Consider the following 22,937-nt stretch of genomic DNA (forward strand, 5'->3'; position numbering starts at 1 on the left):
TCTTCCTATGTGGAAGATCGATTTTTTTACGAAAAAATACCGGATAGGAGAGGGGATTCCCAATCTTATCCGGCAAGTATTAATTAGTTGCGTCTTGTGGAACGCGGATTGTCCAACGAGAGAAATCCGGTTCATCTTTCTTCACTAATTCCTTAGGGTAGATGAATGTCCAAGGAGTTGTGCTGTTTGCTTTCACGGAAAGTGGAGGATTGAGGTCGAATGTTCCTCGTGCTACCAATTCTCCTGTTGCATCAATTAATTCAAGCGGTAACTTTTCAATATTGATTTGTTTGGAGTGACCGTTACGAACGAAAACGGAAGCTGCAATCGTACCTTCATCTTGTGATTGGATTTGGAAACCTGCGATATTCACTTCGCGCGGCTTCAATTTTGGAAGATCGCTTACAATTTTAGATAACGCTTCTTTTTGCTCAGCAGGGAGTTGTTCTTCCCATGTTGGTGCAAGTTCCAATTGGTGTGGCATCATCGAATGAACGTTGAATGCAAGCTTCCAGTTCGTTGCAGGGATTTCTTCTACCAATTGATCTTTCTTTTCGAAAACGAATACCCATGGTCGTGCACTGCGCGCTGGAATTTCACCTAACTCGTTCAAATCGAACTCTGCAGATGCTGCTGTATTGCCTTCTTCATCAAGTAATAATAACTCGATTTCGCCTACAGTGATCGCTTGATCCAGTGAAGAACGGAAAAATGCTTTAACTAACCAGCTACCGTTTGCTGGCTCCAAATCGATATCGATACCTGACAAGGAGATTTGATTTGGTTTTAAAGGCTCTTGCTCATTTGCAAGAAAACGGAAAACATATTCTTGCTCCTGTGTTAGGCTCCATTGCTCATGAAGAGATAGTTCTGTTTCGATATCTTCGTCGCCTGAACCTGCTTGGCCATTTTCTAAAATTTCCTCGGATTCGACTGTACTGTCCAATCCGGTTTTTTCGGTTTTTTTGAATAAATTGAAGAGTTTCATTGGGAAACCTCCTGTTTTGTATTGAGTTGCTTCATGAATGCGATAATTTCGGACGCAATATCCCGGCGCAGGCGTTGATAGTGCTTGGCAAATAACTGCAAGCCTTCACGCTGGTAAATACGCATAGGATCTTCTTGTCCGTATGAACGCAATCCAATTCCTTCTTTGAGGCGAGTCATCACTTCCAAATGCTTAACCCACATCGTGTCAATATAGCTCAACATCACTTGTGGCAACAGTTGACTCACTTGTTCATTATCAGTGAACGTGTCGATAAATGCAAACAACTCTGCCATTTCTTCATCGTACTCTTTCATTATATCTGCGGTTTTATCTAATGAATTAGGAAGCTTGACCGGCGTCAGTAAAAGTGCGTTCATCGTCCGTTCGATACGATCGAAATCCCAGTTATCGGCAATTTCATTATCTGGGCAACTATCTAGAACGACGAACTCAACCGTTTCCGACAACATCGTCTTGAGTTTATCGAAAATGTCATTGCCTTCGAGTACGCGATTGCGTAAGGAATAGATAACTTCACGTTGATCATTGATCACATCATCTAATTTTAGATTATATTCACGCATAGAGAAGTGCGCGCCTTCCACGATCCGTTGTGTGCGTTCCGTCAGTTCATCTACTTCAGGGTTTAATACTTTACCATTCTCATCCGTGCGAACTTTCGTCAAGAATTTCTCGAGTTCTTCAGGAGAGAAGCGGATGTACATTTCATCTTCTAAAGAGAGATAGAATTGACTTTCACCATGGTCTCCTTGACGACCTGAACGGCCGCGTAACTGATTATCGACACGGCGACTTTCATGTTTTTCTGTACCTAATACAAATAGTCCACCGTTTTCTTCCACGCCTTCACCAAGTACAATATCCGTTCCGCGACCTGCCATATTCGTAGCGACGGTAATATTGCCCGCTTGACCAGACTCGGAAATCAATGAAACTTCCTGCTCGACACTTTTCGCGTTCAATAGATGGAACTTCAATCCTTCATCACGTAAATACTTGGCAACTGCTTCGGACTGAAGAATGGAAGTAGTACCGACTAATACGGGTTGGCCCTTCGCATGACGAGCGGCTACTTCTTTTGCTACTGCTTTATACTTTTCTTCTGTCGTTCTGAAAACGAAATCTGGAGCATCGATTCGCGCACGTGGGCGGTTCGTCGGGATTTGGATTACTTCCATATTATAGACTTCACGGAATTCCTTCTCCTGAGTTTTCGCAGTACCCGTCATTCCACAAAGTTTTGGATACATACGGAAGTAGTTCTGAATGGTAATTTGAGCTTGTGCTTTATTTTCGTCTGTAATATCGACGCCTTCTTTAGCTTCAATTGCTTGGTGAAGACCATCAGATAGAGTTCTACCTTCCATAATGCGGCCGGTGAACATATCGACCAATTCAATTTTTCCGTCTCGTACGATGTAATCGACATCCCGCTTGAAGATGACGAATGCACGGACAGCCTGGATGACATAATGATAAAGAGTTTGGTGATCTAGATCATACAAGTTTCCGATACCGAATGCTTTTTCGACTTTTTCAATACCTTGTTCGGTAAGAGAAGTTGCCTTTGTTGCCTCGTCAAAATCAAAGTCTTCTTCCACTTTAAAGCGTTTGGCTAGGCGAGCTGCGATATGGTGAAGGTCTGCATCGGCTTGCGTTTTGCCTGCCACAATCAATGGTGTTTTTGCTTCGTCGATCAAGACACTGTCGACTTCATCGATAATAGCGAAATGATAAGGTCGCTGCACTTTTTGAGACGTGTGCTGCACCATGTTATCTCGTAAATAGTCGAAGCCGAATTCTGTACCTACACCGTACGTAATATCTGCTTCGTAAGCGGCTTGCTTAGCGGGCCCTTGCATCATCGGAACATTCAAGCCGACAGTCAATCCAAGGAAACGATGAATTTGACCAATTTGATCAAAGTCCCGTTTTGCTAAATAATCATTGACTGTAATGACGTGGACGCCTTTACCTTCAAGCGCGCGTACATAGGAAGGTAGGGAAGCGACAAGTGTTTTACCTTCACCGGTAGGCATTTCAGCAATATTACCTTCCGTCAATACAGCTCCACCGATTAGTTGCACATCAAAATGGCGCATACCGAGAACCCGTTTAGATGCTTCACGTACAACTGCGAATGCATCCGGCATAATGGTCTCGACGGTTGCGCCGTCTTCTAACTGTTGTTTGAATTGATCTGTCATTCCAGAAAGATCATCATCAGACATAGCGATATATTTAGGTTCTAGTGAATTAATCTGCTCCACAATTTTGCGGTATTTACGCAACTGACGTTCACTCGTTCCAGTTCTACGTTTAAAGATTTTTAACATGAATTAGACGCTCCTTTATAAATCTCTATTTAAATGAGAGATTCCTATCTATTTTACCAAAAGGACCGACAAAAGACTATCTATATATAGAAAGAGAAGAACAATAGATTTATGACAATTTACCGCGCATAAAAATGGCTAAATCCTCGTCGTGTCGGTGTTTAATAGTGTTTGCATGTAAGCAAGTAAGGGAATAGATAAGTAATGCGTACTAAAGGATGAAAACTAGCAACAATCATGTTATACTAAAAGGCGATATGTACTTAATGCTAATTGGGGAGGAAAGACATGTTATTCATTGCAATGTCTGTAGCTTTTATCGCTGCAATTATACTAACACCGCTAGTCATCAAATTCGCGTATCGGATCGGTGCGGTTGACCGCCCCAATTATCGGAAAGTTCACGCGAGAATCATGCCTAGAATCGGCGGGCTCGCGATCTTCGGAGCGTTTATTATTGGATATGCTATATTATTGCCGAAAGACGAGCACGCAGTAAGCATCCTAATCGGTGCAGTACTGATCGTCATGATTGGCTTTTTAGACGATATGCTGGAAATCACAGCAAAAGCAAAAATGTTAGGCCAACTAGCAGCTGCGTTGGTCGTTGTTCTATGGGGCGGCTTACAAATTGAATTCATCAACTTGCCGTTTCTTGGGCAACTCGACTTTGGTTATTTAAGTATTCCGATCACGATTATTTGGATCATCGGAATCACGAACGCTGTCAACTTGATTGACGGATTAGATGGTTTAGCAGCAGGTGTTTCCACTATTGCGCTCATTGCCATTACGGTAATGGCTTTATTAATGGGAGATGTCTTCGTTGCTGCAACCGCTTCTATATTGGCAGCTAGTTCGCTTGGATTCTTAGTGTTCAACTTCCATCCGGCGAAAATTTTTATGGGCGATACTGGATCGCTATTCCTCGGATTTATGATTTCGGTTCTGGCATTACTTGGCTTTAAGAATGTTGCAGTGGTATCCCTAATTATTCCAATTATTATGCTAGGTGTTCCTATTTCTGACACATTCTTTGCGATTGTAAGACGTGTTCGCATGAAGCAGTCTATTACAGCGGCAGATAAGTCGCATTTGCATCACTGTTTATTGCGCGTAGGTTTCTCGCATAGACAAGCTGTGCTGACGATTTATGGTATTGCGATTCTATTCGGAGCAGCTGCTGTATTGTTCTCACAAGCAACCGTGTGGGGCGCGTTGCTTCTGATCTTCGTTATGCTGATTGTGATTGAGCTGTTTGTAGAGTTGATTGGTCTGGCAGGGGCGAATTATCGTCCGTTGTTAAATTTAGTACGCATGATTGGTAAATAAGTAAAACGAGTCCTTGTCTGCTAAGAAGCAGATGAGGGCTTTTTTTGACCTTGAATAGTGAGTTTGTAGTAGCGAGCGGAAAGGGGAGGCGTGTTGATCTGCGTTCCAGGCGGACGCATTTCGGGAGGGCCCGCGGTGAGCTGATCCTCCCCGAGTCGCCGCCTTGCACTCCGATCAATTAGATGTTACTTTCTGGATTTAGAGTAAAAACTTAAGCTACAAACAATTGAATTCAATAAGTATCGTGAAAATAATTAAGTCAGTTCACAACTTCAAAGGGGTTGTAAAGTAATCAGCGTCTTAACGTAGTTGTAAAGTGTAAGAAATCCTCCCAGAATAGCGTCCCTTCTGAAGCATAAATCCTGAACCGTATTTCAACTAACTCTTCTAGGTCGCACTATCCTCTACCTTTCATTCTCCACAAGAAAAACGATGAAACCGGTTAAGGCTTCATCGTTTTTTTGATTGTACTATTGATAGTTGCTTTGAGCGGATGCGGAGTATAGGTCCGTGTCTAGCTCGGTTAGGGAAGAGGAGTCTGGAATTATGCCTAGATGGGATTTCAAAATTTGTTTCACTTCTTCTAGTTTCTGTTCGTCTAACTTGTAATAGTAAGTACCTGTCGACATATCGTCATAGCCTGTTAAAGTGATCGTATCCACATCCGGAAGTCCGCTTTTTATATATTGGATAAACGACAACATTTGCTTGGAGGTCATATCGGTTTTCATGTTTTCGCCTAGCGCATTGATCACGTCTCCATATTTTGTAATGGAAGTAATCGATGTCGCTTCTTTGATCATCGCCTGAAGAATCATCTGCTGGCGTTTACCACGCTCGATATCATTATCAAGTTTACGAGTACGTGCTAAGGCTAATGTGTGGCGGCCGTCTAGACGATGAACTCCTGGCATGAGATGAATCGCATTTTTATCGTTTTCATCTTTCTCAATACGCTCGTATGGCACTTCGACTTCGACTCCGCCAAGTGCATCTACCACATCGATGAATGCATTAAAGTTCATTTTGACGTAATAGTTGACCGGAATATCGAATAGTTCTTCGACTGTATCAATAGAGGCTTTTGTTCCACCATAGGCATGGGCATGTGTGATTTTATCTCTATAGTTTACCTGTGGAATATAAACATGGGAATCACGAGGTATGCTGACGAGTTTGATACTTTTGGTTTTAGGGTTCAAAGTGGCGAGCACTAAAGCGTCTGATCTTCCGTGCACTTCTCTATCTTGGCGTGCTTCGCTTTCGTCTACACCAATCAAGAGAATCGACACTTTATCTTTTGCGGGTTCTACATATATTTCTGGCGGATCTTGCTTAGCGATAGGTTCATAAGAGCGATCGAGTACGTTCATTGCTTGGTTATGAAGCTTGAATGCATAAGCGGAAACGGCTAAGGCTGCGATGAAGAATGTAAATAATGCTATTTTTAAGAAGCGTTTTGTTTTGGAACCCTTTTTTTTCTTATACTCTTCTCTTTTCATGTTATACCTCCAGGGGGTACGGCGGAAAAAACCGTCAATGGCGAATCTATGGGAAGTTCATTCTAATGATTAGTGGCCAATCTTCACATAAAAATCCAGGATGATTGAATGAATTCAGACTTACTACTCAATAAGGTTCACCTTCTACCATTATACCCGCTTTTCAATTGGACGTATAGTCAGATGTCGAACTCTAGGAATTTATGTCCGGCTGTGGCGATGATCGCCTGGCCGTTCGTTAGTTCCATCATCCATTCCTGAAAAATCTCCTGCTGTTCTTCAGGAACATATAAAAAGAGTTCAACGTCCTCTTCATAGACGATCTCTTTTAACGGGTAGTCGGATTGCCGTATTTCGTTTTCTACTTTGCCTAGCCATGTATAATCGATAGAAGTTTTAACTAGTGTGTGTAATTTTCTTTCCACAATACCTGTTGCGGCAATGCCTTCAGATGCTGCTTTACCATAAGCGCGGATTAGTCCGCCGCCACCGAGTTTGATGCCGCCATAATAGCGTGTCACGACAATCACGGTATCTTTTAAGTGCTGCTTTTTTAGCACTTCCAAAATGGGGAAGCCGGCTGTGCCTGAAGGCTCACCGTCATCGTTCGCTTTTTGGATCTGGTCATGTTCTCCTATGATATAGGCAGAACAATTATGTGTAGCTGTATGATGGTTCTTTTTAATGTCCTGTATGAAGTCCAGTGCTTCTTGTTCTGTCTCGACTCTTTTGACAAATGACAGAAAACGGGATTTTTGGATGACGAATTCACTCTCTCCGTGCAGTTTTACGGTTTTATAATTAGCTCGCATTTGTCGTTCCCCCTACATTTGTAATATACTTATAATACTTTCTCATCATTAAAATGATATACTATATATGAAGTGTATAAGTATTTAGGCTAAACTGCAATAATGCTCACTTTGCGAAATTTCACATAAACGGATGCGGGAGGGAGTTATTTGAACGATAAGGAAATTGACATTCAACAGATGGAGAAAATCTTTGGCAACATGGTTAATGTAATGGATCGTTCAAAAAGCGACATTTTCTTAATTAGTGAACAAAGCCGCCGAAGTTTTGAAGAGATGCAAAAAGAGTTAGCAGAAGTGAAAGAAAGTATTTCTCATGTGATAACAGAAGGTGACTCTTTAGATGATATGTCACGTCATTCAAGAAAACGTCTTGCTGCTGTATCAAAAGATTTTGAAACGTATAGTGAAGAAGAAGTTAAACACGCTTATAGTGTGGCAAATGACTTGCTTGTACGCGCCTCCATTAATAAAATGGAAGAGAAACAACTTCGTGAAAGACGAGATGAACTTGAACGTCGATTGATGTTACTGCTCTCTACAATTGAAAGAGCGGACCAACTTGTTAACCAAGTAACTACTGTAATCACATATTTAACATCTGATTTGAAAAATGTAAGCACAGCACTGGAAACGGCTCGGCAAAAACAAGATTTTGCGGTTCAGATTATCCAGGCCCAAGAAGAAGAGCGTAAGCGTTTATCACGTGATATTCATGATGGACCTGCGCAAATGCTAGCCAATGTCTTGATGCGTTCTGGCTTAATCGAAAAAACGTTTGTTAAACATGGTCCGGAAGAAGCAATGCAAGAGCTATCTTACCTAAAAGAAATGGTGAGAGGAGCGTTATCTGAAGTACGTCGTATTATTTATAATTTGCGACCAATGGCTTTGGATGACTTAGGGCTTGTTCCCACATTGCGAAAGTATTTATTGACCATAAGTGAATACGAGGCGCCGCTCATCATTCATTTTCAAAGCAATGGAACAGAGAAAAGATTTGCCACCAATTTTGAAGTAGGTATTTTCCGTCTCATCCAAGAATCAGTGAATAACAGTATTAAACATGCGAAAACTGATGAAATATGGGTGAAAATTGAATGGTTACGAGATTCAGTTAATATATTAATCAAAGATCAAGGCCTCGGCTTTGATACAAATGAAGTAAAAGAGAAATCATTTGGTTTAATTGGCATGCAAGAACGTGTGGAATTATTGAAAGGGAAAATGAAGGTCACTTCGAAAGTAGGGGAAGGCACTTCAATTCTTTTTCAAATTCCATTGGACGAAGAACTGTAAGTAAGGTAATTACTGGGAGGAATAGGATATGGAAGCGACAAAAATTTTGATAGTAGATGACCACCAATTATTCCGTGAAGGAGTTAAACGAATTTTGGATTTTGAAGAATCGTTTAACGTAGTAGCAGAAGGCGACGATGGAGTCGAAGTAGTTGAATTGTACAGAGAGTACGAGCCAGACGTCGTGTTGATGGATATTAATATGCCACGCATGAATGGTGTAGACGCGACAGAGCAATTAGTTAAAGAGTTTCCGGATGCGCGCGTTATCATGCTATCCATTCATGACGACGAGTCCTACGTAACACACGCTTTGAAAACAGGTGCTCTCGGCTACATGCTGAAAGAAATGGATGCAGACGCAATTATTCAAGCGATCAAAGTAGTAGCAAATGGTGGTTCATACTTACATCCTAAAATCACGCATAATTTGGTAACAGAATTCCGTCGTTTGAGCGAGAGAGAACATAAAGGATCCTTCCAGCAGAACGACATTCGACGCCCTCTTCATTTATTGACGAAGCGCGAATGTGAAGTTCTACAATTGTTGACAGATGGCCAGAGTAACCGAACAATTGGTGAAACGCTCTTCATCTCAGAAAAAACGGTGAAAAACCACGTTTCCAGCATTTTGCAAAAAATGAGTGTAAATGACCGCACACAAGCGGTTGTTACAGCAATCAAAAATGGTTGGGTAGAAGTAAAATAATAATAGAATGAAAAAGGTCTTTGTACACGGAAGGCCTTTTTCTCTACGTAGGAGGGGCATATGAAGAAAAAGATAGCAGTCGCGTCCATGGCATTAGTGCTTGCACTTGGCGCATGTGGTAACGCAGATGAAACCGAACAGAACAATCCAGAAACTGGCGAAGCTGCACCAGGCAATGGTGCTATCGATCATGGAGTCGACGATAAAAAAGTAGGATTTAGTATGTCGGGTGACCAAGTTGAAGAAGCTACAGATGTACCAAAAGAAGATAAAGAAGAAATTCTAGCTGCTTTTGATAACTACATTGAAACATTGAACAATCAAGACGTAGAAGGTTATCTTGCTACGCTTTCTACCGAAGGCTATGATCTAGAAGAAGAGCGTCAGGCTACGGAAGAAATGCTTGAGAATACTAAGATGAAACGTGAAACAGATAATGAAACGATCGTAAAATATTCAAAGGATAGCGCACAGTTATTTTCTACGTTGAAAACGACATTCACGGATATTGAGACGGGAGTGGAAAATTCACCAGAAGGTCGCCAAGTGACTGTTTTCACTAAAGAAGATGGGGCATGGAAAGTGTTCTCTATCCACTTTATTGGCGATGAACCGGTAAACGAATAAAATCATTTTATATATTAACGTAACGACAAAACTTCCAGTGAGGCTAACTGGAAGTTTTTTATGCAAAAAAAAGCCATACTAAGAGTACTTGCTTTTCTTCGCTAAAGGAATTATAATCAATTAAAGAACATGCGTTCTATAAGGAGGCGATTTCGATGCCTTTGATCCCCGCAGAGGCAATGCCATATTTGGAGAACTACATTTATCTTCCTATGCTATTGACGATTATGGAACGTGACCGTCGATTGTTAGAGAAGGTACCGTTTAAATTGAAAAGTCCGTATCTTAATTTGCTGGACGAAACGATGAATACAGTTTCTGTTGATTTACAAACAACTTCTATGTACTTGCAAGAGCATAAAATGAAAGTGATACGCCATTCAACAGATGAACTATTTACGGAATATATATTTTTGCATGATGGCTATCAAGATATACGTCGTTATTTGAATGTCCGCTTACGTAATCGGTCGGAAGAGTTATTGAATTTGTATATTAGGAAATTGTCGTGTCAGAACTCTTCGGCTCCATGATCATATAATAAGAACTTCGCAATTCTTCCTGAGCATTTTCAAATCGTTGAAACAAAATATGTGATAGCGCCATTTGACGATAAACAGTAGCTATCGAAGTATCTAATTGCATCTGCGTGTCGTTTTTTAAAATAACGGTCACACCCTCTTCGTGTTGCACAGCGTCTTTTACTGCATGATAGGCTACCCATGAGTTTTTATGTAACGTAGGGGACAGTAAAGGAAAAAATAATAATGGTCGGTCATTTGAATGTGTCAACATGATGGGTGGCTTCGGTCGATTTTTCAAATCCATTTTGGAGCTGTTAATGATGGCCTCAAAGTTGGAACGGTAATGTGCACAAGAATCCCTCATGATTTCAAGTGGTGTTTTCTCAACGATAAAAGTCCGGTCGCTTTCCACTACTTTTGTATAGTATGGATTCGCATGTTGCCCATGAAGTAATGCAAAAGTATGAAATGTAACGATGTAAGACGATAGATAATGTGGGTTAGCCATGTCGTTCCCTCCCGTTTAATAGGACCATATACGTATTAATTATAGTATAGAAAAAACTAAAATCAACTATAATATTATAAAAAGAGTAAATATTCTATTAACGTGGTGGATTTTATCGATTAGTGATGGATAGGTGGTGGCACGATGTTGTAGGTGGACGCGTTTGGGAGGAAACCGCGGTGAGCCAATTCACATAGTAGTCATATAATGAATTAAAAAACTGAAGACATGCCTACTTTCGAAGGCGTTATCTTCAGTGTATGACTAAAATTCAGTTCTGATACTCAATAGCCGCTGCACCTAATGTTTTAGCCGCGGCAATCATAGCCTTTTCATCAATGTCAAAACGTGGATGGTGGTGAGGGTATGCATCTATCGGCCGAGCGCCTGTGAAGAAGAAAGTGCCCGGAACTTTTTCAAGATAGTAGGCGAAGTCTTCCCCACCCATTTGAGGTTGCATTTCTTCTACACCTTTTAATTCTGGAATAGATTCAGCAACAGCTTTTAGATAGTTCGTTTCATTTTCATGATTGACCACTGCTGGATATCCGCGGAAGTATTCTACAGTGATCTCACAATCGTGCGCCAAGGCTGTGCCTTCTGCTATACGCTTTATTTCTTGTTCCATTAGGTTGCGTATGTCATTGGTGAACGTGCGAACGGTTCCGCTTAGAACAGCTTGATCCGCGATGACGTTGAAGGCGTTTTCTGCCACGAATGAACCGACTGATAGAACAGCTGACTCGATAGGATCTGCACGTCTTGAGACGACTTGTTGTAAGTTCATCACTAGCTGTGAACCGATGACGATCGCGTCTTTCGTTTGATGTGGAGAAGCGCCGTGTCCGCCAGCTCCTTGAATTGTAATGTGGAATCGGTCCGCTGCAGCCATGATCGGGCCTGAAGCGTAACAGATGACACCTGATTCGAATAGTGACCATAAGTGCGTGCCGAAAATGACATCGACACCTTCTAAACAGCCGTCTTCAATCATCGCGATCGCACCGCCTGGAGCCAATTCTTCCGCATGTTGATGGATAAATACATATTCTCCAGAAAGCTCATCGCGCATTTCATTCATTGCTTTTGCTAATTGAAGGAGCGTAGCGGTATGGCCATCGTGTCCACAAGCATGCATAACGCCAGGAACAGTGGATGCATATGGTGTTTCTTTTTGATCTTGAATAGGTAATGCGTCAAAGTCTGCCCGCAAAGCAACTGTTTTTCCTGGCTTCGCGCCTTTGACTCTTGCGACGACACCATTGCCGCCTACTCCAGTACGTACTTCTATGCCAAGCTGTTTATAAAAGTCAGCGATATAGGCAGCGGTTTTCGTTTCTTTAAACGAAACTTCCGGGTTCATATGTAAATATCGGCGAATCTCTACCATATCGTCATAAGATTGTTCAAGTTTCTGGAATAATTGTTTTCTCATTATAAAACCCCTCTCGAATAGACAAATAAGTCAATCAGCTCATTCAGTATAGCAAGCAGTAAGCCACATCGCAAACTCATGATTTGAAGTGTCAGGTAAATAAACTGAATGATTATAGTATAAAAATGATAAGTTAGATCACTTTCCAATAAAAAAAAGGTCTGACGTCGAAACGTCAAACCTCTTCAGTAGGGGTTTTATAATGAGTAGTGTATGGAGCGCTTGTGAAGATATGTTGTGTAGCACCACCCGCATCCTTGAATACCGTTTTATCGGATAACTGATTACCAGGGGAGTTATACCAAATCTCATACAACCGTCGATCTGTCCATTGCGTCAATAATGTATACGTATCAGAACCGATAGGGCGCAGTAAGCGGAATGCTACGAAACCTGGCATGTTTTGAAGATTTTCGCCTAAGTGCTTGTACTGATGTTCGAAAATAGGTTTCCCTTCATCTGTCACCGCAACGTTATCCATTGCAAAGAATCCAGGCTCTGTCAGGTTACCGTAAGAACCTACTACTTCAAACTTCCTTGGTGTTTGAAATATGCTTTTGCCATTTGTCTCATGAAGCAACAGTGTATTACCGCCACCGTTCATTAAAAGTATTGATTCGTCAGCGTGCTGATCTTTGATTTTTTCCATAAAACCCATCGTTCCAGTTGTCATATAAATATTCATAGAAAATTCCTCCTTTGGCTAGTAACGATCGTCTGTGCTACGTTTTATTGAAAGCACTATTTACAGTGTATGATTCTACATGTAGTAATTCCCTTAAATCACCCGAATCAAACACTTATTGCAAGCAAGTTAGGAATGATTGTCTAAAGCATGGCAGAAATAGGAGTTGTCTTAGCACAAAATTATGACAAAGGCGCAATTCACTATACATTAACTTGTCAACGGTTTATCATGAGAACGTATATGAGTCACGTGGAAGAAATTAAAAATATGGAAAGAGGTATCTCTGAATATGTCAACTTTTAATGATACATTATTACGTGCTGCGAGAGGCGAGGAAATTGAACACACACCAGTTTGGTTCATGCGTCAAGCGGGACGTTCACAGCCCGAATATCTTAAAATCAAAGAGAAATACTCCTTGGAAGAAATTACGCATCAGCCTGAACTATGTGCGTATGTAACAAAACTTCCAGTAGATCAATATGATGTAGATGCAGCCATTTTATATAAAGATATCGTTACACCACTTGTAGGGATCGGAGTAGATGTAAAGATTAAACCAGGCGTAGGCCCTGTTATCTCCAACCCGATTCGTTCTGCACAAGACATCGCTAACTTAGGGGAGTTTTCAGCAGAAGAGCAAGTTCCTTATGTTTTGGATACGATAAAAATGCTGACACAAGAGCAATTGAATGTTCCACTGATCGGTTTTGCAGGCGCACCGTTTACGCTTGCGAGCTATATGATCGAAGGCGGTCCTTCAAAGAGCTATAACCTGACAAAATCCTTCATGGTATCTGAGCCACAAGCTTGGTTCGCATTGATGGATAAATTAGCTGATATGACGATTAGTTATATCCAAGCACAAGTTAACGCTGGCGTGAAAGCGGTGCAAATATTTGATTCGTGGGTAGGCGCATTAAATGTTTCGGATTACCGAATCTTCATTAAACCTACTATGACTCGTATTTTCTCGGAACTACGTAAATTGAATGTTCCATTGATTACATTCGGAGTCGGCGCAAGCCACTTGGCGAATGAATGGCATGACCTACCAGTCGACGTGGTCGGACTGGATTGGCGCTTGTCTATAAAAGAAGCTGGTGAACGCGGTATGACAAAACCAGTGCAAGGAAACTTGGATCCGTCCATGTTACTGGCAGACTGGTCAGTCATCGAAGAACGTGCAAAGCTTATTGTTGAACAAGGTGTAGAGCACGGTAGCCACATCTTCAACTTGGGCCATGGCGTATTCCCTCAAGTACAACCTGCAACATTGAAACGCTTAACAGCTTTCGTACATGAATATAGTAGAGAATTACGTTCGAAATAATAATCCAATTACGAGGTGAATATGATGACGAAAAAGAAAATGGGCTTACTCGTTATGGCGTACGGAACACCCAACTCCTATGACGATCTATTACCATACTACACGCATATCCGTAGAGGCCGTCCGCCGGCTCCGGAACAACTAGAAGATCTTCGCAATCGCTATGAAGCAATCGGAGGCATATCACCACTTGCGCGGATTACGGATGATCAAGCGGACGCACTAGGCGCACGTTTGAATGCTGTACAAGACGAAATGGAGTTTAAAGTATATGTAGGTCTGAAGCATATTGCGCCATTCGTGGAAGATGCCATACAAGAAATGCATGAAGATGGCATTACCGAAGCAGTATCGATTGTATTGGCGCCACATTTCTCTACGTTTTCTGTTAAATCGTACAACGGTCGCGCGAAAGAGGAAGCAGACAAGCACGGGATTACACTTACTTCCGTTGAAAGCTGGTACAAGCAACCGAAATTCATCGAGTACTGGGCGAACCAATTGCGTCAAACGTATGATGCGATGGACGAGACAGAACGTGAGAAATCATGCTTGATCGTGTCAGCTCACTCATTGCCAGAAAAGATTCTGGCTAACGGTGATCCATATGCTGATCAGTTGAAAGAAACAGCAGAAATGATTACAGAAGCAGCAGGCGTTAAAACATACGCACTCGGTTGGCAAAGTGAAGGGCAAACACCTGATCCTTGGTTGGGACCGGACGTACAAGATCTAACACGTGAACTGTTTGAAACAAATGGATATACATCATTCGTTTATACACCAGTTGGTTTCGTATCGGATCACTTAGAAGTTCTATACGATAACGACTACGAGTGTAAAGTAGTATGCGACGAGATCGGCGCAGCGTACCACAGACCTGCCATGCCGAACACCAATCCTTTATTCATTGATGCAATGGCGGATGCGGTAATGGATCAATTACACGCAATAAAATGAACTCAAGTGGATCGGAGTGAAAAAGGACATGAGTGAACGAAAAAAGGTAGTCATAATCGGCGGCGGAATCACGGGTCTCGCTGCAGCGTACTATATGCAAAAAGATGCCCGTGAACAAGGACTTCCCATAGATATCATCATGATTGAAGCATCAACAGAACTAGGTGGAAAAATCCAAACAGTCCGTCGAGACGGCTATGTAATCGAACGCGGTCCCGACTCCTTTTTGATCCGTAAAAAAAGTGTAGACCAATTAGCGACTGACTTGGGGATAGAAAATCAACTTGTTCGAAACGCAACAGGGCAAGCGTATATTTTGTTGCATAATCAGATGCACAAAATCCCGGCAGGTGCTGTCATGGGTGTACCGACTGAAATCAAACCTTTCGTTACATCCGGTTTATTTAGTTTGAGTGGTAAAATACGCGCAGCCGGCGACTTTGTATTACCACGTTCTGAAGTAACTGGAGATCAGTCGCTCGGTAAGTTTTTCCGCCGTCGCTTTGGCACAGAAGTGGTAGAAAATCTCATCGAGCCATTATTGTCAGGCGTCTATGCCGGCGATATTGATCATATGAGCCTCGAGTCGACTTTTCCACAGTTTTATGAAGTGGAAAAAAATCATCGTAGCTTGATTTTGGGAATGAAGAAGACCACTCCTAAACAACTACCGCAAAAGAATAGTCACAGTTCAAAGAAAATGGGCGCTTTCCATACATTTAGAAAAGGTCTAGATTCCTTGGTAGAAGCATTGGAAGAACAGCTGACGGATGTCAATGTTATGAAAGGTACGCGTGTCACCAACATCATGAAACAAGGCGACCGTGCTGTACTGGCATTGAATGATCAACAGCAAATCGTAGCGGATGCAGTGATCTTGTCAACGAGCCACATCGTAGCGAGCCGTTTGTTCGAACCGCATGGTCTGTTGAAAGAACTAGGAACGATTCCGATGACATCTGTCGCAACCGTAGCACTAGGTTACCCAAAAAGTGCGATGAAGAGCGATATTGATGGAACGGGTTTCTTAGTACCACGTAGCAGCAATCATTCCATTACAGCTTGTACGCTTGTCGACCGTAAATGGCCGACGACCACACCTGATGACAAAGTGATGGTGCGTGCATTCGTCGGACGCGTTGGGGAAGAAGCGATTGTCGATTTACCAGATGCTGAAATAGAAAAAATCGTTCGCAAAGACTTGGAAGAAATTCTCGAGCTTACAGGTGAACCGGATTTCTGTATCATCACACGCTGGAAAGAAGACCGACCGCAATACCGCGTTGGCCATAAAGAGAAAGTTATACGTGCGCGAGAGGAAATGCAATCAGCGTTTCCGATGATCGAGCTTGCAGGTGCATCCTATAATGGAGTGGGTTTGCCTGACTGTATCGATCAAGGTGTCGCAGCAAAAGATCAAGTGCTAGCAAAGCTATTTACGTAATAGGATAAAATCCGTACAACAAATGTTGTACGGATTTTTTATGTTGTATAACAAGTAGATTCCAGTGGATGGCGCAGTACGTAAGGGGAATGGCGCAGTTTGGTTAGCATTATGCACAAACTATTTTACGCATAAAAAAAGCGAATATAGGAATATTCGCCGAATGAAAGTTTTTTATTTTACGTTGCAATGATTACATTGATTAGAGTAACACTCGTGCTGCTCTTCAATTTCAGTTCCACATGTCGCACAAACCTTCGCCGGCAAGTTCTTGAAAAATTCTACGATGCTTTCTACCATATATTATCCATCCCCTTTTTGTTTGTTGTATAACTCTTTGGTATATACACATTGTATTATAACAGATGCCGGAAGTCAACATTTCATTTATCTTTCTGTTAAAATGGATTCAGGCCCTTTGTGACGCGCTTTCGAGCTGTTTTGTCGGCTTCAATTGTGAGAATTAACAGAAAATAAATGTGGCAATTTTGTGAGGAGAGAAGAAACTATGAAATTTATCGATAATCAAGGCATCACAGACCCACGTATTAACTTGGCTATTGAAGAATATGTACTCAACACGATGGACGTAGACAAAGATTCGTATGTACTGTTCTACATCAATGAACCTTCTATCATTATCGGGAAAAACCAGAATACAGTAGAAGAAATCAATACGGAGTTTGTCGATCGTCAAGGCATTCACGTTGTACGTAGACTATCAGGTGGCGGTGCGGTCTATCATGATAAAGGAAACTTGAACTTCAGTTTCATCACGAAAGACGATGGGGAGTCGTTCCGTAACTTTAAGAAATTCACAGAGCCAGTTACAGAAGCGCTTGCGAAAATGGGTGTCAAAGCGGAATTGCTTGGACGTAACGATATTTTAATCGATGGACGCAAAATTTCAGGGAACGCTCAATTTGCCACAAAGGACCGCATGTTTAGCCATGGGACGTTATTGTTTGATACAGATATGGAAGGTGTCGTGAATTCACTCAAAGTGAAGAAGGACAAAATTGAGTCAAAAGGGATCAAGTCGATTCGCAGTCGTGTCGCAAATATTTCAGAATTCTTGGAAGAGCCTATTTCAATTGAACAGTTTAGACAGGAAATTTTGAATTCGATGTTCGATGGCGAAGAAAATATTGAGTATCGTGTGTTGACGGATGAAGACTGGAAAAAAATTCATGAATTGTCTGCAGAGCGTTATGGCAACTGGGAGTGGAATTATGGGCGTTCACCGAAGTTCAACTTGCAACAGTCCAAACGTTTTCCTGTTGGCGGAATTGATGTCCGCTTGCAAGTAGAAAAAGGTAGTATAGAAAACGTCAATATCTATGGTGACTTTTTTGGTGTGGGCGAAGTCCAAGAAATCGAAAATCGTTTAATCGGTGTGAAATATGAGCGCAAGGCGATCACAGAAGCGCTTGAATCTATGGACGTGGAGAAAATCCTTGGTGGGATTAAGCTAGAAGAATTTGTAGATGTAATCTATTAAGGAACAGCGCATGTCTTGCGAGGCATGCGCTGTTTGTATATGAAGTTTGATTTATGTGTGCTGTAAAATACGCTATACTGAACATAACGAGAAAGTGAGGGGTTACGGTGAAGCATCGAATATTTATTGTGGAAGATGATTTGAAAATTGCTCAATTGTTAGCGGGAACGCTTGAAAAATATCAATATGAAGTCGCGATTATACAGGACTTTGACCGAGTCGTGGAAGAATGCAACGCGTATAATCCACATCTAGTGCTTTTAGATATCAACTTGCCGATTTATGACGGCTACTATTGGTGTCGTCAGTTACGACAGCATACGATGTGTCCGATTATTTTTATTTCGGCGCGCTCAGGTGATATGGATCAAGTGTTTGCGCTCGAAAATGGGGGCGATGATTTCATAACGAAGCCGTTTCATTATGAAATTGTATTAGCAAAAATTAAAAGTCATTTGCGTCGATCGTTTGGCGAATATTCCCCGAATCAATCGGAGCGCTTGATCGTATCGGGCGATTTGACGTTGTATATAGAACGGATGACGTTACAAAAAGGCAATGAAGAAATTCCACTTCAGAAGAAAGAATGCGTCATTCTGGAATTGTTGATGGGCGAGTCTCCGAAAGTCGTATCACGTGAAAGGTTACTCGAAGAACTGTGGGATGATCAATCATTCGTTGATGAAAATACGCTTAACGTTAATATGGCTCGAGTGCGCAAGAAATTGACCGATTATGACGTGCAATCTTGGATTGAAACAGTGCGCGGTGCGGGGTATCGTTTCATGCCGGAATCGGAAGCCAAATGAAAGCATTCACACTGTTCGTTAAAGAGCATGTACCGTTCATGCTGTTTCAAGTCGGGCTGGTGTCGTTCATTCTACTGTTGTTTTGGCTAGACGGTTTCCGCAATCCGAACACAGCCATCTATTCGGTCGCGATGAGTATTTTACTTACGGCGGGCTATTTGGGAGCGAAATTCATCATGCGGCGTACATATTATGCGAAGATCGTTGAAAAACCAAAGCAAATGGAAGATGCTTTGATACGGCATGTCATGACGGCCGAACATCGAATGACGATGGAATTTACGCGCGAATTGTATCGCTTGTATCAACGTGAAGTACAGACTTTATATGACACGCAAAACCGTCATTTGCATTTCATGAATCAATGGGTGCATCAAATGAAAACACCCATTTCGGTTATTAATTTACTATTGCAAGAAGATACAGTGGACAAGAAAAGTATCGAGCAGGAAGTGGGACGCATCCAAAATGGATTGGATATCGTCCTTGTCAATGCACGGCTTGAAACGTTTGAAGAAGATATGCAAATTGAACGGCTATTGTTGAGACAAGTCTTGCAAGAAGTGCTGAATGAAAATAAACGACTATTCATTACGAACGGTCTGTTTCCTGTGCTGAATGTGGAGGAACACTTAACCGTCGCGACTGATCGAAAGTGGATCAAGTTTATGCTCAATCAATTCATTACGAATGCTGTAAAATATACCTTTGAAAAAGGTAAGAAAATACATGTGAATGCAGTCCAGTTACAAGAAGGTCTGTGTCTTGAAATTGTGGATGAAGGAATCGGCATACCGGCATCGGACTTACACCGGGTAACGAAAGCTTTCTTCACGGGAGAAAACGGCAGATTGTCTGGAGAATCGACGGGCATGGGATTGTACATCGCATCCGAAGTTTGTGAGAAACTGGGTCATCAACTGACGATTTCCTCGAAACAAGGAGAAGGCACGACAATCGCATTATTATTTAAAGACGGAGAGGCGGGTGAACAATCAGATGACGCAACCGGTCGTTAAGATGGAAGATGTCACGAAGATCTATGAAGGAAAAGTAATACATCGTGCATTGAATCAATTGGACTTCGATGTGCAAGAAGGGGAGTTCGTTGCGATCATGGGGCCGTCGGGGAGTGGTAAGACGACATTGTTAAACTTATTGATGGCCACCGATATTCCGACGTATGGCAAGATTGTCATCGGAGGCGTGGAACCTGAAAAGCTCAGTCAAAACGATATTGCTTTATTCCGTAGACGACAAATTGGTTTTGTCTTTCAAGAAATCAATTTACTGCAAATGCTGACGGTGGAAGAAAATCTTGTATTACCGTTAACTCTTGATGGATTGCCCGTTGCAGAGATGAAGAAACGTGTACAAGATATGGCGCAAAAGTTGAATTTGGAAGATATTTTGGAGCGGCGACCAGATGAACTATCGGGTGGACAAGCACAACGAACTGCGATAGGACGAGCGCTCATCCATCAACCGAGCATTGTGTTAGCGGACGAGCCGACAGGAAATCTTGATTCAAAATCCGCGAAAGATGTGCTTGAATTACTTGAACATATTAACCAGCATGAAAAGACGTCGATTATTATGGTGACGCATGACCCGATTGCTGCGAGTTATTGTGACCGCGTTCTGTTCATTAAAGATGGAGAGTTTTTCAATGAAATTTATAAAGATGAACGCCGGCAAACATTTTTCCAGCGTATCTTGAATGTGTTGTCATTACTTGGAGGTAACGTGAATGACTTTTCGACAGTTCGCTTACCGTAATGTCGTTCGTAACCGCCGGGTCTATGCGGCATTCTTCATGGCGAGTGTATTTTCCGTTATGGTATTTTTCCTCTATTCGATGTTGCTGTTCCATCCATCGATTGAAAATACGTTTCTAAAAGAGATTTCAACACTTGGTATGGGAATAGCGGAAATCATTCTATTCATCTTCACGCTGTTTTTCCTATTTTATTCAATGCGTGCATTTTTGCAGGCGCGATCGAAAGAGTTCGGTGTGTTGTTGCTTCTCGGAATGGCAAAACGCCAGTTGCATCGACTCATTTTCATCGAGACGATGTTGCTTGGCTTCGCTTCAATTATAAGCGGAATTTTCCTAGGCTTCATGTTTTCAAAGTTCTTCTTCATGATCGTCAAAGCGATTGTGCAAATACCGGTATTACCGCTTTATTTGTCCTGGAAACCATTCGTGTTGACGATGGGTGCATTCCTTAGTTTGTTCGCTATCATTTCCTATATCGCACCTGTATTCATTCAGCAAGGACAAGTCTCGGATTTATTACATGGGGATATGGCCGTACAATCGGTGTATTCGTACTCGAAAAGCCGTGGGATCTTCGGAGTCGTGTTATTGTTGCTCGCCTACGCTATGGCAGCGTTCGTATCACGTTCGAGCATCCTCAGTTTGTTCTTCTTGCTGCCGCCACTCATCACATTCGGGACGTATTACTTTTTCACCGATACGTTACCGCTCGTATTGCATGCATTGCGACGGCAAAAGAACATCTTCTGGCGTGACTTTTGGTTGATCTCGATTTCGGAAAGCATCGTACGTTTAAAAGAAAATGCGCGGATGTTCTTCATCGTGACGATCGTTTCGACTATCGCGTTCATGTCAGTCGGTATTCTGGCATCGTTAACGTCATTCGCTTCGCAATACCGTGAAGTAAATCCGCTCGGGCTCATCTATAAAAGCTTGCCGCATAATGAATTCGAGTATCCACATATCGCGCAACTGACCAATGAGCTTGATCAAGCAGGCCTTGATTACTGGGCTGTACGATTTCGTGTGCTGGAACAGCAATCTTCTTATACTAAGAATAAAGTCAATATCGTCAAGCTGTCTGATCTGAATGAACTGGCTGTAAGCTTCGGGGAAAAGCCGCTTTCATTACATAGGGGACATGCGTTGTTTTTACCCGCAACAGCCGCCGCGGCCAATCAATTGTCGACGGAATCAGTCAACACTGAACTGGCTGATAGTGGTGTCTCACTCGAGATTGAAGGCGTGTATCCGTATAAATTGTTTCCACCAAACGCGCTTGGACTCAATACGATTGTCGTGAATCATTTGGATTTCGATCGCATTGAAGAACAAGCACATGTCGATGCACTGGCGTTTAATTATTATGCATTTAACGTAGTGGACTGGCAGGAGACGCGGGAAATCGGTCTGACTATCCATGCCCAAGTGTTGGCGGGGCTCATGCTCGAACACCGTGACCCGGTGCGCTATGAGTTTGAGAATCCGGGGTTGAATTATTCGCATATCCGTATGACGTTTTCGTTGCTGTTGTTTATTGGCTTATTACTCGCAGGCGTATTTTTCCTTGCGTCGGGCAGTTTCATTTACTTCCGGTTGTATACGTCGCTTAGTCATGATCGACGGCAGTATGCGGTGTTGCAGCGGATTGGGATGACGGACAGAGAGTTTACGAAGATTGTTAACCGGCAATTAATTCCGCAGTTTTTCTTCCCGTGGGGTGTGTCGTTCATCCATAGTGTGTTTGCGTTTATGTCGTTGCAGGTGATTTGGGATGCGTTGGCTGAGATTTCTATTGTTAAGGAGCTGGCGCTTGTGCTGGCGGGCTTTGCGTTGATGCAAATTTTCTATTTCTATCTGATCCGCTGGCGTTATATTTCACATATTAAGGCACCTACTTCTTAGGGAGGGGTGTCTTTTTTGACTGGTACAAATTCAAGTACAAGTTCAAGTTCAAGTATGAGTGGAAGGAGTGAGTGGGTGGGGATTGAACTTATTTAATTTCAAGTTCAAGAGCAAGTGCTTTGGAGTGGTGAGTGAGTTTGTGAGTGTGAGGGGATGGAAGCTCCAGTTGGGGACGCTTTCCTGAGGGCGTGGCCCGAGCCAAGTGAACAGCGAAGGGTTCGCTTTGCCGTATTTCTGTGTGCTTTGCAGAAATTAAGGCATCTGTCCAGGGTCTCGAACTCACGCTGATCCTCCAGGAGTCGCCCCAACCATAGGCGTCAACTTAATGAATAGTTAATCGGTTGTATGATTTGAAATGAAGTTTTTTTAAAAAAACTTTATTATTTTTAGACTTTCGAGTTTCGCTCCTATTTGTTTCGGG

Annotated in this window: 21 protein-coding genes; 13 read left to right on the top strand and 8 right to left on the bottom strand. The window is 42.2% G+C overall.

All coding sequences use genetic code 11. The features are described 5' to 3' along the window. Nucleotides 1-79 precede the first annotated feature (79 nt). Nucleotides 80-988 carry an accessory Sec system S-layer assembly protein gene (locus CSV70_RS01650; protein ID WP_099629520.1) on the bottom strand — a complete coding sequence of 303 codons (909 nt, stop codon included), beginning with the start codon at nucleotides 986-988 and terminating at the stop codon, nucleotides 80-82. After that, nucleotides 985-3,348, bottom strand: a complete 2,364-nt coding sequence (gene secA2, locus CSV70_RS01655) for an accessory Sec system translocase SecA2 (protein ID WP_099629519.1) — start codon at nucleotides 3,346-3,348, stop codon at nucleotides 985-987. The genes CSV70_RS01650 and secA2 overlap by 4 nt, the downstream gene beginning before the upstream one ends. 288 nt (nucleotides 3,349-3,636) lie before the next feature. On the opposite strand from secA2, the gene CSV70_RS01660 reads away from it, so the two are divergent. Further along, the gene (locus CSV70_RS01660; RefSeq protein WP_085132953.1) at nucleotides 3,637-4,680 is read left to right on the top strand and encodes a glycosyltransferase family 4 protein; all 1,044 of its coding nucleotides are present in this window, start codon (nucleotides 3,637-3,639) and stop codon (nucleotides 4,678-4,680) included. Nucleotides 4,681-5,150: 470 nt separating this feature from the next. Here CSV70_RS01660 and CSV70_RS01665 read toward each other — a convergent pair whose 3' ends face one another. Both CSV70_RS01665 and CSV70_RS01670 read right to left on the bottom strand, forming a co-directional pair. Beyond that, nucleotides 5,151-6,182 (bottom strand): LCP family protein, encoded by a 1,032-nt coding sequence (locus CSV70_RS01665; protein ID WP_099629518.1) that lies wholly within the window; start codon nucleotides 6,180-6,182, stop codon nucleotides 5,151-5,153. A 179-nt stretch (nucleotides 6,183-6,361) separates the two neighbouring features. Continuing rightward, nucleotides 6,362-6,994, bottom strand: coding sequence for a YigZ family protein (locus tag CSV70_RS01670; protein WP_085132955.1), 633 nt, complete (start codon nucleotides 6,992-6,994; stop codon nucleotides 6,362-6,364). Between the two features lie 150 nt (nucleotides 6,995-7,144). Between CSV70_RS01670 and CSV70_RS01675 the strand changes: the two genes are divergently transcribed. The 4 genes from CSV70_RS01675 to CSV70_RS01690 all read left to right on the top strand — a co-directional run bounded on the left by CSV70_RS01675 (nucleotide 7,145) and on the right by CSV70_RS01690 (nucleotide 10,162). After that, nucleotides 7,145-8,293, top strand: a complete 1,149-nt coding sequence (locus tag CSV70_RS01675) for a sensor histidine kinase (RefSeq protein WP_199171583.1) — start codon at nucleotides 7,145-7,147, stop codon at nucleotides 8,291-8,293. 28 nt (nucleotides 8,294-8,321) lie between these two features. Further along, complete coding sequence (locus CSV70_RS01680) at nucleotides 8,322-9,002, top strand: response regulator (RefSeq protein WP_085132956.1); 681 nt, start codon at nucleotides 8,322-8,324, stop codon at nucleotides 9,000-9,002. A 60-nt stretch (nucleotides 9,003-9,062) separates the two neighbouring features. Continuing rightward, on the top strand, nucleotides 9,063-9,629 hold the full coding sequence (locus tag CSV70_RS01685; RefSeq protein ID WP_099629517.1) for a nuclear transport factor 2 family protein: 567 nt from the start codon (nucleotides 9,063-9,065) through the stop codon (nucleotides 9,627-9,629). Between the two features lie 155 nt (nucleotides 9,630-9,784). Continuing rightward, nucleotides 9,785-10,162 carry a YhjD family protein gene (locus CSV70_RS01690; protein WP_085132959.1) on the top strand — a complete coding sequence of 126 codons (378 nt, stop codon included), beginning with the start codon at nucleotides 9,785-9,787 and terminating at the stop codon, nucleotides 10,160-10,162. Here CSV70_RS01690 and CSV70_RS01695 read toward each other — a convergent pair. The 3 genes from CSV70_RS01695 to CSV70_RS01705 all read right to left on the bottom strand — a co-directional run bounded on the left by CSV70_RS01695 (nucleotide 10,125) and on the right by CSV70_RS01705 (nucleotide 12,781). Then, the gene (locus CSV70_RS01695) at nucleotides 10,125-10,661 is read right to left on the bottom strand and encodes a competence protein ComK (RefSeq protein WP_085132960.1); all 537 of its coding nucleotides are present in this window, start codon (nucleotides 10,659-10,661) and stop codon (nucleotides 10,125-10,127) included. The genes CSV70_RS01690 and CSV70_RS01695 overlap by 38 nt on opposite strands. A gap of 271 nt (nucleotides 10,662-10,932) precedes the next feature. Continuing rightward, nucleotides 10,933-12,096 (bottom strand): M20 metallopeptidase family protein, encoded by a 1,164-nt coding sequence (locus tag CSV70_RS01700; protein ID WP_099629516.1) that lies wholly within the window; start codon nucleotides 12,094-12,096, stop codon nucleotides 10,933-10,935. 175 nt (nucleotides 12,097-12,271) lie between these two features. Next, nucleotides 12,272-12,781 carry an antibiotic biosynthesis monooxygenase family protein gene (locus tag CSV70_RS01705; protein ID WP_099629515.1) on the bottom strand — a complete coding sequence of 170 codons (510 nt, stop codon included), beginning with the start codon at nucleotides 12,779-12,781 and terminating at the stop codon, nucleotides 12,272-12,274. Nucleotides 12,782-13,073: 292 nt separating this feature from the next. Between CSV70_RS01705 and hemE the strand changes: the two genes are divergently transcribed. The 3 genes from hemE to hemY are packed head-to-tail and all read left to right on the top strand — an operon-like array spanning nucleotide 13,074 to nucleotide 16,521. Beyond that, complete coding sequence (hemE, locus tag CSV70_RS01710; protein ID WP_085132963.1) at nucleotides 13,074-14,117, top strand: uroporphyrinogen decarboxylase; 1,044 nt, start codon at nucleotides 13,074-13,076, stop codon at nucleotides 14,115-14,117. A gap of 24 nt (nucleotides 14,118-14,141) precedes the next feature. Continuing rightward, nucleotides 14,142-15,077 (top strand): ferrochelatase, encoded by a 936-nt coding sequence (gene hemH, locus CSV70_RS01715; protein ID WP_099629514.1) that lies wholly within the window; start codon nucleotides 14,142-14,144, stop codon nucleotides 15,075-15,077. 28 nt (nucleotides 15,078-15,105) lie between these two features. Beyond that, nucleotides 15,106-16,521, top strand: coding sequence for a protoporphyrinogen oxidase (gene hemY / locus CSV70_RS01720; protein WP_099661171.1), 1,416 nt, complete (start codon nucleotides 15,106-15,108; stop codon nucleotides 16,519-16,521). A gap of 174 nt (nucleotides 16,522-16,695) precedes the next feature. Here the strand turns inward: hemY and yhfH are convergent, their stop codons facing one another. After that, nucleotides 16,696-16,821, bottom strand: coding sequence for a protein YhfH (gene yhfH / locus CSV70_RS01725; protein ID WP_083035173.1), 126 nt, complete (start codon nucleotides 16,819-16,821; stop codon nucleotides 16,696-16,698). A gap of 208 nt (nucleotides 16,822-17,029) precedes the next feature. Here yhfH and lplA point away from each other — a divergent pair, with 208 nt between their 5' ends. The 5 genes from lplA (at nucleotide 17,030) to CSV70_RS01750 (ending at nucleotide 22,516) form a co-directional block, all read left to right on the top strand. After that, nucleotides 17,030-18,022, top strand: a complete 993-nt coding sequence (lplA, locus tag CSV70_RS01730) for a lipoate--protein ligase (RefSeq protein WP_085132966.1) — start codon at nucleotides 17,030-17,032, stop codon at nucleotides 18,020-18,022. Nucleotides 18,023-18,129: 107 nt separating this feature from the next. Then, nucleotides 18,130-18,831, top strand: a complete 702-nt coding sequence (locus CSV70_RS01735) for a response regulator transcription factor (RefSeq protein WP_085132967.1) — start codon at nucleotides 18,130-18,132, stop codon at nucleotides 18,829-18,831. Then, nucleotides 18,828-19,850 (top strand): sensor histidine kinase, encoded by a 1,023-nt coding sequence (locus CSV70_RS01740; RefSeq protein WP_099629512.1) that lies wholly within the window; start codon nucleotides 18,828-18,830, stop codon nucleotides 19,848-19,850. The genes CSV70_RS01735 and CSV70_RS01740 overlap by 4 nt, the downstream gene beginning before the upstream one ends. Continuing rightward, nucleotides 19,831-20,610 (top strand): ABC transporter ATP-binding protein, encoded by a 780-nt coding sequence (locus tag CSV70_RS01745; RefSeq protein ID WP_085132969.1) that lies wholly within the window; start codon nucleotides 19,831-19,833, stop codon nucleotides 20,608-20,610. Before CSV70_RS01740 ends, CSV70_RS01745 begins: the two co-directional genes overlap by 20 nt. Next, on the top strand, nucleotides 20,582-22,516 hold the full coding sequence (locus tag CSV70_RS01750; RefSeq protein ID WP_085132970.1) for an FtsX-like permease family protein: 1,935 nt from the start codon (nucleotides 20,582-20,584) through the stop codon (nucleotides 22,514-22,516). The genes CSV70_RS01745 and CSV70_RS01750 overlap by 29 nt, the downstream gene beginning before the upstream one ends. Nucleotides 22,517-22,937 lie beyond the last annotated feature (421 nt).

This window comes from Sporosarcina sp. P25, assembly GCF_002743235.1.
GTDB classification, from domain to species: domain Bacteria; phylum Bacillota; class Bacilli; order Bacillales_A; family Planococcaceae; genus Sporosarcina; species Sporosarcina ureae_B.

Bases quoted from the DNA above. Each gene is read 5' to 3' on its own strand.
- CSV70_RS01745 (WP_085132969.1), top strand. From the start codon at position 19,831: ATGACGCAACCGGTCGTTAAGATGGAAGATGTCACGAAGATCTATGAA.
- secA2 (WP_099629519.1), bottom strand. From the start codon at position 3,348: ATGTTAAAAATCTTTAAACGTAGAACTGGAACGAGTGAACGTCAGTTG.
- lplA (WP_085132966.1), top strand. From the start codon at position 17,030: ATGAAATTTATCGATAATCAAGGCATCACAGACCCACGTATTAACTTG.
- CSV70_RS01690 (WP_085132959.1), top strand. From the start codon at position 9,785: ATGCCTTTGATCCCCGCAGAGGCAATGCCATATTTGGAGAACTACATT.
- CSV70_RS01680 (WP_085132956.1), top strand. From the start codon at position 8,322: ATGGAAGCGACAAAAATTTTGATAGTAGATGACCACCAATTATTCCGT.
- hemY (WP_099661171.1), top strand. From the start codon at position 15,106: ATGAGTGAACGAAAAAAGGTAGTCATAATCGGCGGCGGAATCACGGGT.
- CSV70_RS01750 (WP_085132970.1), top strand. From the start codon at position 20,582: ATGACTTTTCGACAGTTCGCTTACCGTAATGTCGTTCGTAACCGCCGG.
- CSV70_RS01740 (WP_099629512.1), top strand. From the start codon at position 18,828: ATGAAAGCATTCACACTGTTCGTTAAAGAGCATGTACCGTTCATGCTG.
- CSV70_RS01685 (WP_099629517.1), top strand. From the start codon at position 9,063: ATGAAGAAAAAGATAGCAGTCGCGTCCATGGCATTAGTGCTTGCACTT.
- CSV70_RS01650 (WP_099629520.1), bottom strand. From the start codon at position 988: ATGAAACTCTTCAATTTATTCAAAAAAACCGAAAAAACCGGATTGGAC.
- CSV70_RS01660 (WP_085132953.1), top strand. From the start codon at position 3,637: ATGTTATTCATTGCAATGTCTGTAGCTTTTATCGCTGCAATTATACTA.
- CSV70_RS01665 (WP_099629518.1), bottom strand. From the start codon at position 6,182: ATGAAAAGAGAAGAGTATAAGAAAAAAAAGGGTTCCAAAACAAAACGC.
- CSV70_RS01695 (WP_085132960.1), bottom strand. From the start codon at position 10,661: ATGGCTAACCCACATTATCTATCGTCTTACATCGTTACATTTCATACT.
- hemE (WP_085132963.1), top strand. From the start codon at position 13,074: ATGTCAACTTTTAATGATACATTATTACGTGCTGCGAGAGGCGAGGAA.
- CSV70_RS01670 (WP_085132955.1), bottom strand. From the start codon at position 6,994: ATGCGAGCTAATTATAAAACCGTAAAACTGCACGGAGAGAGTGAATTC.
- CSV70_RS01700 (WP_099629516.1), bottom strand. From the start codon at position 12,096: ATGAGAAAACAATTATTCCAGAAACTTGAACAATCTTATGACGATATG.
- yhfH (WP_083035173.1), bottom strand. From the start codon at position 16,821: ATGGTAGAAAGCATCGTAGAATTTTTCAAGAACTTGCCGGCGAAGGTT.
- CSV70_RS01705 (WP_099629515.1), bottom strand. From the start codon at position 12,781: ATGAATATTTATATGACAACTGGAACGATGGGTTTTATGGAAAAAATC.
- hemH (WP_099629514.1), top strand. From the start codon at position 14,142: ATGACGAAAAAGAAAATGGGCTTACTCGTTATGGCGTACGGAACACCC.